The sequence below is a fragment of the Bacillus infantis NRRL B-14911 genome (assembly GCF_000473245.1).
Lineage (GTDB): Bacteria > Bacillota > Bacilli > Bacillales > Cytobacillaceae > Bacillus_AB > Bacillus_AB infantis.
Genome location: NC_022524.1, coordinates 1,360,665 through 1,373,403 on the forward strand (window position 1 = coordinate 1,360,665; position 12,739 = coordinate 1,373,403).

Below are 12,739 nucleotides of genomic sequence, written 5' to 3' on the forward strand. Positions count from 1 at the left end.
GGGCGTGGGAATTGTTTCTTCCTTTAACACGGTTGTGGATGGATATAATAATAATGATTTTGACTATAAGGAGGAGTTGCACGATGGGGCAGAACCGCCAATTCCGTCCGGGCCAGAAGGCTCCCAATAACGGGATCTATATCGAAATCGGTGAAACCGGGAGCAATGTCAATAACCCGAAGCAGCTGAAAATGAAAGCGGGAGACACATTTCCGGAAGCTTCCAATCATAACCGGATCTGGACATACCAGCGAAAGCCTTAAGAAGCGGGGGGATCATTCCCCTCGTTTTTTTTCATATGTTCCCAAAACTGCCCGGCCGTATGCTTTGCTGGTGCATAACCTGTAAAAGCTTGTTTTTAACGAGAGTGAAAAGGCAATAGATAAGAGGGCATCTAAATTCTTTACATACATGTACAAAAGTCTATAATATAAATAAAGGTCAACAAAGGTCAAAGGAGGTTTTTTAATGGATCTTAACAAAATGACGGAAAGGATGCAGCAGGGGTTCTTGAATGCCCAGTCAAAGGCAGCGATCATGCAGCATCAGGAAGTAGACGAAGCCCATCTGTTCCTGAGCCTCATGGAACAGGAAGACAGCCTTGTCAGCACGATCCTTGAGAGAGCCGGGGCTTCTGCTAAAAGCTTCAGCAGCGGTCTTGAGGATAGCCTGGCAAGAAAACCCCAGGTATCAGGCGGAGGAGCAGAACAAGGTAAACTGTATATAACTGCCGCCCTGCAGAGGCTTCTCGCTGAGGCGGAGAAAATGATGCAGGAGCTTGAAGATCTTTATCTTTCAGCAGAGCATCTGATGCTTGCTGCTGTGCGCGGAAAAACCCAGGCTGGCAAGCTCCTGGCCGGTATTGGTGCTGGCTTTGAAGAATTAAATACGGCCATTATGGCTATCAGGGGGAATCAAAAAGTGACCTCGCAAAACCCGGAAGCTTCTTATGAAGCGTTGAAGAAATATGGCAGAGATCTTGTTGCGGAAGTAAAGGCAGGAAAAGTGGATCCTGTAATCGGCAGAGACAGTGAAATCAGGAATGTTATCCGCATCCTTTCCAGGAAGACGAAAAATAATCCCGTTCTTATCGGCGAGCCGGGCGTTGGCAAAACAGCCATTGTTGAAGGTCTGGCCCAGCGGATTGTGCGCAGGGATGTGCCGGAGGGGCTGAAGGATAAAACGATATTCTCACTCGATATGAGTTCCCTTGTTGCAGGGGCCAAATTCAGGGGCGAGTTTGAAGAAAGGCTGAAAGCGGTATTGAATGAAGTGAAAAAAAGTGAGGGCAGGATTCTCCTCTTCATTGATGAACTCCACACGATTGTAGGGGCGGGGAAGACCGAAGGGGCAATGGATGCAGGGAATATGCTGAAGCCGATGCTTGCACGAGGAGAACTGCACTGCATTGGTGCCACTACACTTAACGAGCATAGAAAATATATTGAAAAAGATCCGGCGCTTGAGCGCAGGTTCCAGCAGGTGCTGGTAAGCGAACCGGATGTAGAGGATTCCATCTCCATCCTGCGGGGGCTTAAGGAGAGATTTGAAATCCACCATGGCGTCAACATACATGACCGTGCCCTGGTCGCTGCAGCAGCTCTTTCTGACAGATATATCACAGACCGCTTCCTGCCGGACAAAGCGATTGACCTTGTTGATGAGGCATGCGCCATGATCCGGACAGAAATCGATTCTATGCCTGCTGAGCTTGACGAAGTGTCACGCCGCGTCATGCAGCTTGAAATAGAAGAAGCGGCTCTCGAAAAAGAAAGTGATGACAGCAGCCGCGAACGCCTTGAAGCCCTCCAGAAAGAACTGGCAGGACTGAAAGAAAAGGCATACTCCATGAAAACGAAATGGGAGCTTGAAAAAGAAGCTATCCAAAAGGTTCAGGAAAAAAGAGAGCAATTGGAGAAATACCGCCTGGATCTTCAGGAGGCTGAGAATAATTATGATCTCAACAAAGCGGCGGAATTGCGGCACGGATCTATCCCTGCTCTCGAGAAAGAACTGAAGAAGCTGGAATCCGAGGAAGGGGAAAGGCAGGGAGAGCGTCTCCTCCGCGAAGAGGTAACAGAAGATGAAATTGCCGGCATTGTGGCGAGATGGACCGGAATCCCTGTCACAAAGCTTGTAGAGGGTGAAAGGGAAAAGCTCCTCAAGCTTGAGGATACTCTCCATCAGCGCGTCATCGGCCAGGAGGAAGCGGTCAGCCTTGTAGCTGATGCCGTTCTCCGGGCAAGAGCCGGCATCCAGGACCCGAACAGGCCGATCGGCTCTTTTATCTTTCTGGGGCCAACCGGAGTAGGAAAGACTGAGCTGGCCAAGGCACTCGCTCACTCCCTTTTTGACAATGAAGAACAGCTGATCCGGATCGATATGTCCGAATATATGGAAAAACATGCGGTTTCAAGACTAATCGGCGCACCTCCCGGGTATGTAGGATATGAGGAAGGTGGACAGCTTACAGAAGCAGTAAGGAGAAAGCCGTACTCAGTCATTCTTCTTGATGAAATTGAAAAGGCCCACCCTGAAGTTTTCAATGTTCTCCTGCAGATGCTGGATGATGGACGGGTAACGGACTCTCAGGGCCGGACGGTTGATTTCAAGAATACAGTCATTATTATGACTTCCAATATCGGCTCTGCTTATCTGCTCGAACAGGCAGGCGAAGAAATCCCGGAGGAGACAAGGGATAGGGTCATGACCGAATTGCGAAGCCGGTTCCGTCCTGAATTTCTTAACAGAGTCGATGAAATGATCCTGTTCAAGCCCCTGTCGCTGGGAGACATTAAAGGGATTGTCGGCAAGCTGATGCTGGACCTTCAGAGGAGGCTTGAAGACCAGCACATTAAAATAAGTATAAAGGATGAAGCAAAAGAATATATTGCACAAAATGGATTTGATCCGGTGTATGGGGCGCGCCCGCTTAAACGATTCATCCAAAGGAATATCGAAACCAGGCTTGCAAAGGAAATCATTTCCGGAAGGATCCGGGATAACAGCTCTGTCGAAATAGGAATTGAAGATGGGGGCATCAGACTTAATGCTTTAAGGAAGTCCTGAAGGACCGCAGCCAAAAAAAGTCATCCTGCTTCATGCAGGATGACCTGGTTTTGGCGGCTGATTAATGCAAGCCTTGTTTGCCTGCAGATTCCTCAGGGATAATGGCGGACAGAACAAGAATAAGGATAGTGGCACCTGCAGCGAGGATGGCACCGGTTACAAAATCAAATGTTGAGCCAATCATGGAACTGACTACATATGTCAGCATTTCTACAAGCAGGAAAGTCCAGAAAAGAGTCCAAAAGTATTTCACTGTTTTCACCTCATTATGTAATCTTATATCATATTACCACAACCTGAAAAAATAATAAACGCCTTTTAGCCATGACTGTCCGCGGGCCGGGGGCTGTTTCCTCTTTTTCACTGATGGTAGGCATATTCCCTTGCATTTATCCATGCTTTTCATACATTAATTATGATCACATATGTAAAAGGAGTTTTTATAATGGAACACCGAAACTTCAAACTCGATACCGAATGGAATATGATCCACTATCCTGAGCGGCCAAAAGGTTTCGGTATCATGATCATTGGGGATGAGAGGCATTTCGTTGACGAAAAGAGCAGCTTCTGGACGCAGAATGAAGGAAAGGCAGCGATTCTCCGCCTGCTGAGAAGAGCAGGATATACAGTGTTCTATTCCAATCTGTACGGGAGGAATTGGGGCAGCGATAAAGCGGTAGAAATGGCGAGGAATTTATATGAGCATGTCCTGAGGACAGAAATCATCAATGAAAAAATCCACATTATCGCAGAAGGAATGGGAGCGCTGGCTGCTTTGAAGCTCATGAAGGAAATGGAAGGGAAGATCCGCTCTGTCATCCTCCTGAACCCTGTCCTTTCACTCAAGGACCATCTGGAGCAGGAAAAGGAACATAAATTCTTTTATAAAAAGCTTCTTAAGGAGCTTGCCATATCACATGAGTCTGACTCGCCCCGGGCTCTGGCAGAACGAAGCATGCCGGCAGAGGAAATAATGGACCGCACGCCGATCCCGGTGAAAATCATCCATGTACTGTCAGGAGGCAGGGCATATAAACAGTCAAGCCTGCTGAATGAACTTTCTGTCAAGTGGAAGGATGAGAAGGCGCCCATATCAATCTGCTATATGCTCCCAGATAAAAAGCAGCAGCTTGGCAGCCAGATGGCCAAATTTTTAAAATCATATGAGAAGATTTTATAGGAGCCTATTATCCAATAGGCTTTTTTTTACATGATGCTGTGTGAGTGTACCTTGTTTAACAAAGCCTTCATGATAAGAGAAAGCAATTTTTTAACTTCGATTTCAGTCTGGCAGCAGCGCCAATCCCCTTTGAGATTACAAGCCAAGGAGAAATATTTCCAGTTCCCCGGCATAGGATACTAAAAGTAGGTGTATCAGGGAGGAAGTGCAATGAATCGGGCAATTGTTGTAGGCGCATACGAATTTTTGGGTTTCCATTTGGCGATGAAGCTGCTTGACCGCGGGCTTGAAGTGACAGGGATTGTTCCAGGCTCCAGGGGGGATGACAGGTATACAGCAGATAAAGAATTGCTGGTTGGACGCAATGCCAATTTTACTGTGTTCAGCGAAGCAGACTGGAAGGCAAATGGCTCCATTGAGGAACCTCATCTCATCTTCCTTTCGCTTTATGACTTTTATTTCAGGGAAGAAACGGAGCTTTCCTTATGGGAAGGGATGTTTGGACATTTAGAGGCATCAATAGAAGAAACACGCTCCAAGCCTGTTATCCTGATGCCCGTCCAGTATTATGAAGCCGGGAACGAGGGGAACTGCCATTCTGGAGCCCTGAAAATATATCTTCCTACCCTGTTCGGGCTATGGCAGCCTTCTGCTTTTGCTTTTCAGAGGGCAATCGAGGGGCTGGAAAATAAGGATAACACCATGCTTGAACATAAAGGGGATGCAATACATGCAGCGGAAGCCGCTGAAGGAATTATTGAAGCAGCCGCAACAGAAGAAACCGGGTCTCTTTTGTTATGGAGCGGGGAAAAAGGCCGCTGGGGAAAATGTGCCAAGCATCTTGGCATGAAGGAGCCCGCCGATTGCAGTCCCGCAATTGCTCCTGAAGCAGACAGGAAAATCATCAAAGAACAAATACCTTATCATATTGTGCTGGATAAGCAGCAGGAGTATGTGAAAAGAAGCGCGGATTCTTCCAGCCGGCTAAGCGGGCCGGGCAGCCCCAAAGTTTTCTAATGGAGGAAAAATATTTTCATTCCGCTGAATTAAGGGTAAAATGAAAAAAGACGAGGAAATTATGGGTCTTATGACTCTTTCATCCGGTGCCGGAACAGCCGGTGCCGTCCTTAAATACTGAAGCTGCACTACTGCCTTTTTGCTGGCCTGTTCTAATGGCCAGCGGCACCATTTAGAGAGCCTTTATCAGTGCACTTGGAAAGGCGGTCAGATATACATGCTCCGTTTTGTGAAATTCATAAGCCCGATTCTGCTGCTCCTTCTGGTGCTGTCGTCATGCGGACAAGCTTCTCCCCGCGGAGAGCTGAAGAAAGCAGGGCTGCTGGTGCCCGATACGATCAATGACCAGGTCTGGGGCACGAAAGGCTATAAAGGGATGCTGAAAATCCAGTCCAAATTCGATGTGGATGTATTCTATAAAGAAGGAATGAACTCTCTTCCCGTTGTTGAGCGTGCTGTAAGGGAGTACGCCCAGAAGGGGGTAAACCTTATTTTTGGCCACGGAAACGAGTACGCCTTATATTTCAATGAAATTTCGGATGAATACCCTGACATCCATTTTGTCAGCTTTAATGGCGATGCCAATAATGAGAACACCACCAGCTTGAATTTTGAAGGGTATGCTATGGGTTATTTTGCAGGGATGCTTGCGGCAGAAATGTCAGAAACCAATAAAGTTGGAGTGATGGCAGCCTTTGAATGGCAGCCTGAGGTCGAGGGTTTTTATGAGGGAGCCATCTACCAGAATGAAGATACAGAGGTGGAGATACGCTATGTCGGAGAATGGGATAATGAACAGAGGGCCCTGGAGCTTCTGGATGTCATGGCCAGGAATCATTCTGATGTGATTTACCCTGCCGGCGACGGCTTTAATGTGCCTGTGATCGAAAAAGTAAAAGAACTGGGTCTGTATGCGATCGGCTATATATCCGACCAGTCAGACCTCGGGGAATCGACCGTCCTTACGAGTACGATCCAGCATGTAGATGCACTTTATGAGCTGGTAGCTGAAAGGATGAATAATGGGGAGCTTAAATCGGGGAATCTGTCATTTGATTTTGATGATGGTGTGATTTCGCTTGGAAAATACAGCCCGGATGTTGACCCAAATTATCGGGATGAGCTAAACTCATCTATTGAAAGGTATAAAGAGACAGGCAAATTGCCTGGCCAAAGTTGAGGAAAAGGAGGGAATGTCCTTATGCAATCCAATGATAAAACGATGGAGTTTATGCAAATAGCCATGAAATATATGCCTGAAGCCCAGCAGGAGCTGGAAAAGGCAGGTATTGAGCTGTCGCTCGAGATGATCCAGCCATTTATGACACTTTTCACAAAAGTTATGAATGAGGCATACGAGCTAGGCAGGCAGGATGCCCAAAGCGGGGAATAAAACGGATATCAATACATAAAACAAGCTGCCCATAATCAGGCAGCTTGTTTTTTATTCAAATTAATGGAAAACTCTTCTTATCCTTTTTTCAGGAGCTGCTGGAATAGAGGTGTCACCTTTTTAAAAAGCGGCTTCAGCTGTCCGGCTGAAGTCATCAGAGTATCAATATTGTCCATCAGCTGTCCAAGGTCTACACCATCGAGAATCTTTTCAATCTGGCCAGGCTCCCGCGCATCTTCCCGGCCGTTTGCCGGCTTGCGCTCCGGGCCGCCTAGTATCCAATCCCCCATTGGTCTCACTGATGGGCCTTTGCTCTCTGAAGCCTCATTTGCCATATCATCCTGTACCCTTTGCCTCGGGCCGAACATGAACCTGGAGAATCCGTCCAGCTCCGAATGCTGCTTTTCTTCCCTGCTGTCCGTGTCCATCGTGCATTCCCCTTCCCCTGAATATCTTTATAATAACGTATGCCGCGGGATTTCCTGTGTTAGGGCAGAAGCCGTGGCGCAAGAGAAATTTTCGAGTAAAAAGGTTGCTTCTTCTTTATTATTTTTGCTAAAATTAGTACCAAGTCATAATAATTGATAATAATATGAGTATAAATACGGCTGATTCGCCGGCTGGCTTTTAAATTGTGAGAAGGAGTGGGTTTCCATGAATGCAGGCATACTTGGAATCGGAAAGTTCGTTCCGGAAAAGATACTGACAAATTTTGATTTGGAAAAAATGGTTGATACAAACGATGAGTGGATCAGAACAAGGACAGGGATAGAACAGAGGCGGATAGCGGGTGACGATATGGATACTTCCGACTTAGCCTATAATGCTGCGGTTGCCGCCCTTAAAAATTCAGGGGTCTCTGCAGAAAGCCTTGATATGATTCTGGTGGCAACAGTAACTCCGGACCAGCCGTTCCCGACTGTTGCATGTATGCTGCAGGAGAGGCTTGGCGCTGTCAAGGCTGCTGCTATGGATATCAGTGCTGCGTGTGCAGGTTTTATGTATGGTATGATAACTGCAAAGCAGTTCATTGAAACCGGTGCGTATAAACATATCCTTGTCATAGGCGTGGAAAAGCTGTCAAAGATAACCAACTGGGAAGACCGGAACACAGCGGTTCTTTTCGGCGACGGGGCAGGCGCTGCAGTGATAGGACCGGTATCGGATGATAAGGGAATCCTGTCCTTTGAGCTTGGGGCGGACGGCACTGGCGGAAAGCACTTGTATCAGAATGAGAATGACCACATTTACATGAACGGCCGGGAAGTTTTCAAATTCGCCGTCAGGCAAATGGGGGAAAGCAGCCTGAATGTCCTGGAAAAAGCGGGGCTGTCCAAGGAAGATGTGGATTTCCTTATCCCTCACCAGGCGAATATAAGAATCATGGAAGCTGCACGCCAGCGCCTTGAGCTGCCGGAAGAGAAAATGTCCAAAACTGTCCATAAGTATGGAAATACATCAGCAGCCTCCATTCCGATCTCGATAGTCGATGAACTGGAAGCCGGAAAAATCAAGGACGGAGATCTCCTTGTCATGGTCGGTTTCGGGGGCGGACTTACATGGGGCGCCATTGCTATGCGCTGGGGCAGATAACAGAATGCCAGCCTGAAAGCCGGGCCGGCCGGAAGTGTATGAAGAAAAAGTATCCTTGGCAAAGAAGGAGATGTGTAAATAATGGAAAATAGAAGAGTTGTCGTGACAGGAATCGGAGCAGTAACTCCAGTCGGTAATGATGCAGAAACTGCATGGAAGAATATAATAGAGGGAAATTCAGGTGTAGGGCCTCTGACAAGGCTCAACAGCGATGAGTATCCTGCAAAGGTTGCAGCTGAAATCAAAGGGTTTGACCCCCATGAGTTCATTGATAAAAGAGAAGCAAGGAAAATGGACCGCTTTACTCATTATGCAGTAGCTTCTGCGCTGATGGCGGTAAAGGATGCCGATTTAACGATCAATGATGAGAATGCGCCAAGGATTGGCGTCTGGATCGGTTCGGGGATCGGCGGTATGGAAACATTCGAAAATCAGTTTGAAACCTTCCTAAACAGAGGATACAGAAGGGTAAGCCCGTTCTTTGTCCCTATGATGATCCCGGATATGGCGACAGGGCAGGTATCCATCACCCTCGGGGCGAAAGGCTTTAATTCCTGTACGGTCACAGCCTGTGCGACAGGGACCAATTCCATTGGAGATGCCTTCAAGGTCATCCAGAGGGGTGACGCGGACGCCATGGTAACAGGGGGGGCTGAAGCTCCGATCACACGTATGTCTGTTGCCGGCTTCTGTGCCAATACCGCATTGTCGACTAATCCGGATCCTAAAACCGCGAGCCGCCCTTTTGATAAAAATAGAGATGGCTTTGTCATCGGCGAGGGCGCTGGGATTGTTGTTCTGGAAGAGCTTGAGCATGCAAAGGCAAGGGGCGCCAAAATTTATGCAGAAATCGTCGGTTATGGCTCTACTGGCGATGCCTATCATATTACGGCTCCAGCTCCTGCCGGAGAGGGCGGAGCACGGGCGATGAAAATGGCGATTGATGATGCCGGTCTCTCCCCGCAGGATATTGACTATATCAATGCACATGGCACAAGCACAGACTATAACGACAAATTTGAAACGCTTGCCATCAAGGAAGTTTTCGGGGACCATGCCTACAAACTGGCCGTCAGCTCAACCAAGTCAATGACAGGCCACCTTCTTGGGGCAGCAGGCGGGGTAGAGGCAATCTTCACGCTTCTCGCTATGAAGGATGCTATTCTCCCTCCAACCATCAATTATGAAACGCCTGACCCGGAATGCGACCTGGATTATGTGCCAAACGAATCCAGAAAGAAAGATATCAGGGCTGCAATGAGCAACTCGCTGGGCTTTGGCGGCCATAATGCCACCATCGTTTTCAAACAGTATACAGAATAAAACATAGAAACAAAAAAGGCAGCACACGCCGGTTCCGGCCTGTGCTGCCTTTTTGCATTTCTGTAAGTCTTCAGGGAAACATTCCTGCCGTCAGCCAATAGAATATAAAGATTATCTTACAGGGAGGCGCAGGGCGATTGGGGATCATGGAAACAGATAAATGGCTTGAACAGGATTTCTGGGAGCCCGAGAAAATTTGCAGCCGGCTTCTGGATAAATTTGGGGAAAAGGAGCCGGAGCCTATTTATGGTTATCTAACACGGTTTGGGATGTACAGGCCGGATCGGGTGAATTTCAGAGTGTACGAAGAATTGGCCGGCCAAGGCACTTGGAAATCAGCAGGCGGGCTTTTTAAGAAATACCGGAAAAAGTGGAACGGGCCGGATATACCTGTTTATATCTTTCCGGTGAACAGGAGCGGGAGCAGGGCCAGGCGTTCAGGAACGGTAAAATCAGGGGTCTCATTTCCCGATAAGATGTTTCTTTTCTTTGAACATGCCCAGGATGATAAGGAGCTGGAATCCCTTTTTATCCATGAGTACCATCACGTCTGCCGGATCAGGGAGCAAAAGAAAAAACTCCAGGACTACACCCTTATGGACTCCATGGTGCTGGAAGGAATGGCGGAATATGCGGTTGAAATGAATTGCGGCAAAGAATATGTGGCAGCATGGTGCACCCGCTATACGGAAAAAGAGCTTGGAAACTGGTGGGAGAAATATATTAAAGAAAACTTGAAAAAAACCAAAAAGGATCATGTTCATGATCAGATCCTTTTCGGAAAAGGCAGATACCCGGACCTGCTCGGATATGCTGCAGGATACTGGATTGTGAAACAATATTTCGAAAAGAATAACTTTTCTACAAAAGTTTCTTTTAATTTAAAACCCGAAACTTTAGGAGACCAAATTATAATTTTTTAGTATATTAAAGCGCTTTAAAGCCCTAAACTAAGGGCTTTCTGTTTTTTCTGAAATAATGAAAGTTAATAAATTTTAAAAAAATCTTGCAATTGTAATAAATCTGTAATAGTATTTTAATCAAATACAATGAATTAACAGACAATTCAAAAAGGTAAGAGGTGTCCCATGAGCTTTAAATCACACTCCAATTCAGATGCACCTTTGCTAGAGGTGAATAATTTAGAGACTGCTTTTTCTATCGATGGAAAATACTACAATGCAGTCGATAATGTGTCTTTCAAAGTCAAGCCGCGCCAGGTAGTAGGCATCGTAGGGGAATCCGGCTGCGGTAAATCGGTCATGAGCCTTTCCGTCATGAAGCTGCTTCCGAAGGGGATCGGCAAAATCAAATCAGGAGAGGTCGTCTTCGATGGGGTTCACCTCGAAGACATGGGTGAACGCCAGATCAATAAAATACGGGGCAAGGATATCGCAATGATCTTCCAAGAGCCGATGACCTCGCTCAACCCGGTGTTTTCAATAGGGTTCCAGCTGCAGGAAGTGCTCTTCAACCATATGAAATTATCAAAAAAAGAAGCCAGGCAAAAAAGCATCGCACTCCTGAAGAGCGTTGGCATCTCCCGTCCGGAAAAAATAGTTGATGAGTATCCTCACCAGCTGTCCGGAGGAATGAGGCAGAGGGTTATGATCGCCATGGCGATTGCCTGCCAGCCGAAGCTTCTGATTGCAGATGAGCCGACCACTGCCCTGGATGTAACCGTACAAGCCCAGATCCTTGAGCTCCTGAAAGAAATACAGGAAGTAAATGATATGTCCATCATCCTGATCACGCATGATCTCGGGGTAGTGGCAGAAATGTGCGATGACGTCTTTGTCATGTACGCAGGAAGAATTGTAGAGCGCACAGATGTCGACACACTCTTCCATAACCCGAAGCATCCATATACAGAGCTGCTGATGGGCGCCATCCCGAAAATGGATGAAGAAGTCGAATCGCTAAGCACCATAAAGGGGATTGTCCCATCACTGAAAAACATGCCTAAAACGGGATGCAAGTTTGCAGCCAGGTGCCCAAAGGCAATGCCGGAATGTACTGCCGTCACCCCGCTGCTGGCTGAAAATGAAGATGGGCATGAGGTAGCATGCCTGCTCTATGAAACTAGCAGGCCGAAAGAAGGAGTGACATTATAATGACGACAGCAACAACATCCCCGGCACTGAAAAAAGACAAAAGCGCCAATGAAACGCTGCTTGAAGTCAAGAATCTGAAAACCTACTATCCTATCAAGGGCGGAATCCTGAGAAGGACAGTAGCTGCCGTTAAAGCAGTAGACGATGTATCTTTTGAAATCAAAAAAGGCGAGACTCTCGGCCTTGTCGGCGAGTCCGGCTGCGGGAAGTCCACTACAGGAAGGACAATCCTGAGGCTTCTGGAGCCTACTGAAGGGGAAATCATTTTCGACGGCCAGGATATTACAAATCTCCGCGGAACAACTCTCAGGAAGATTCGCAAGGATTTCCAGATGGTCTTCCAGGATCCATATGCTTCCCTGAACCCGATGATGATGGTAGGCCATCTTATATCCGAGCCGATCCGCAACTATACAAAACGTTCAGAAAAGGACCTGAAGCCTGAGGTCATGGAACTTCTGGCAAGGGTAGGCCTTCCGGAAGATGCCTATTATAAATATCCGCACGAATTCTCCGGCGGCCAGAGGCAGCGGATCGGAATCGCGCGGGCCCTGGCACTGAAGCCTAAGCTCATCATCGCAGATGAACCGGTCTCCGCCCTGGATGTATCAGTCCAGTCCCAGGTGCTGAACCTTTTGAAAGAGCTTCAGGAAGAGTTTGACCTTACTTTCCTCTTCATTGCCCACGACCTTAGCGTCGTGAAGCATATGAGCGACCGGATTGGCGTCATGTACCTCGGCGGCCTTGTTGAAGTAGCAGATAAGTCCAGTTTATATGCAGAGCCGCTGCACCCGTATACACAGGCTCTGATCTCGGCTATCCCTGAGGCTGATCCGCGCAAAAAGAAAGACCGGATCATCCTTGAAGGCGATGTCCCAAGCCCGATCGACCCGCCTTCCGGCTGCACATTCCATCCGCGCTGTGCACACGCAATGCCGGAGTGCTCGAAGATCAAGCCTCAATTAAAGGAGGTGAAGCCTGGACATAGGGTTGCATGTCACTTATATAACTAAAGCTTGGCCATTTTGAAAAAAAAGAACCGATAAT

13 protein-coding genes are annotated in these 12,739 nt (G+C 47.5%); 11 read left to right on the plus strand and 2 right to left on the minus strand.

Annotation, left to right across the window (positions count from 1 at the left end; genetic code table 11):
- Positions 1 to 83: 83 nt before the first annotated feature.
- Both N288_RS07000 and clpB read left to right on the plus strand, forming a co-directional pair.
- Complete coding sequence (locus N288_RS07000) at positions 84 to 263, plus strand: YjzC family protein (protein WP_009794074.1); 180 nt, start codon at positions 84 to 86, stop codon at positions 261 to 263.
- Between the two features lie 205 nt (positions 264 to 468).
- A complete protein-coding gene (gene clpB, locus N288_RS07005; protein ID WP_009794075.1) occupies positions 469 to 3,069 on the plus strand; it encodes an ATP-dependent chaperone ClpB in 2,601 nt (866 codons plus the stop codon).
- 61 nt (positions 3,070 to 3,130) lie between these two features.
- Here the strand turns inward: clpB and N288_RS07010 are convergent, their stop codons facing one another.
- A complete protein-coding gene (locus N288_RS07010) occupies positions 3,131 to 3,322 on the minus strand; it encodes a YjzD family protein (RefSeq protein ID WP_022543604.1) in 192 nt (63 codons plus the stop codon).
- 192 nt (positions 3,323 to 3,514) lie between these two features.
- Here N288_RS07010 and N288_RS07015 point away from each other — a divergent pair, with 192 nt between their 5' ends.
- From N288_RS07015 to N288_RS07030, 4 genes are all read left to right on the plus strand, one after another.
- Positions 3,515 to 4,252 carry a lipase family protein gene (locus N288_RS07015; RefSeq protein WP_022543605.1) on the plus strand — a complete coding sequence of 246 codons (738 nt, stop codon included), beginning with the start codon at positions 3,515 to 3,517 and terminating at the stop codon, positions 4,250 to 4,252.
- 210 nt (positions 4,253 to 4,462) lie between these two features.
- The gene (locus N288_RS07020) at positions 4,463 to 5,269 is read left to right on the plus strand and encodes a Rossmann-fold NAD(P)-binding domain-containing protein (protein WP_009794079.1); all 807 of its coding nucleotides are present in this window, start codon (positions 4,463 to 4,465) and stop codon (positions 5,267 to 5,269) included.
- 217 nt (positions 5,270 to 5,486) lie between these two features.
- Complete coding sequence (locus tag N288_RS07025) at positions 5,487 to 6,449, plus strand: BMP family ABC transporter substrate-binding protein (RefSeq protein ID WP_009794081.1); 963 nt, start codon at positions 5,487 to 5,489, stop codon at positions 6,447 to 6,449.
- Between the two features lie 21 nt (positions 6,450 to 6,470).
- Entirely contained in the window at positions 6,471 to 6,662 is a 192-nt protein-coding gene (locus N288_RS07030) for a ComZ family protein (protein WP_009794082.1), read from the plus strand.
- A gap of 77 nt (positions 6,663 to 6,739) precedes the next feature.
- On the opposite strand, the gene N288_RS07035 is transcribed toward N288_RS07030, so the two are convergent.
- Positions 6,740 to 7,090: a hypothetical protein gene (locus N288_RS07035; RefSeq protein ID WP_009794083.1), complete on the minus strand. Its 351-nt coding sequence runs from the start codon at positions 7,088 to 7,090 to the stop codon at positions 6,740 to 6,742.
- Positions 7,091 to 7,316: 226 nt separating this feature from the next.
- Between N288_RS07035 and N288_RS07040 the strand changes: the two genes are divergently transcribed.
- The 5 genes from N288_RS07040 to N288_RS07060 all read left to right on the plus strand — a co-directional run bounded on the left by N288_RS07040 (position 7,317) and on the right by N288_RS07060 (position 12,705).
- Positions 7,317 to 8,255 carry a beta-ketoacyl-ACP synthase III gene (locus N288_RS07040; protein ID WP_009794084.1) on the plus strand — a complete coding sequence of 313 codons (939 nt, stop codon included), beginning with the start codon at positions 7,317 to 7,319 and terminating at the stop codon, positions 8,253 to 8,255.
- Positions 8,256 to 8,336: 81 nt separating this feature from the next.
- The gene (fabF, locus tag N288_RS07045; protein WP_009794085.1) at positions 8,337 to 9,578 is read left to right on the plus strand and encodes a beta-ketoacyl-ACP synthase II; all 1,242 of its coding nucleotides are present in this window, start codon (positions 8,337 to 8,339) and stop codon (positions 9,576 to 9,578) included.
- 146 nt (positions 9,579 to 9,724) lie between these two features.
- Positions 9,725 to 10,501 carry a DUF2268 domain-containing protein gene (locus N288_RS07050; protein ID WP_009794086.1) on the plus strand — a complete coding sequence of 259 codons (777 nt, stop codon included), beginning with the start codon at positions 9,725 to 9,727 and terminating at the stop codon, positions 10,499 to 10,501.
- A 165-nt stretch (positions 10,502 to 10,666) separates the two neighbouring features.
- The gene (locus tag N288_RS07055; RefSeq protein ID WP_009794087.1) at positions 10,667 to 11,692 is read left to right on the plus strand and encodes an ABC transporter ATP-binding protein; all 1,026 of its coding nucleotides are present in this window, start codon (positions 10,667 to 10,669) and stop codon (positions 11,690 to 11,692) included.
- A complete protein-coding gene (locus N288_RS07060; protein WP_009794088.1) occupies positions 11,692 to 12,705 on the plus strand; it encodes an ABC transporter ATP-binding protein in 1,014 nt (337 codons plus the stop codon). The genes N288_RS07055 and N288_RS07060 overlap by 1 nt, the downstream gene beginning before the upstream one ends.
- Positions 12,706 to 12,739 lie beyond the last annotated feature (34 nt).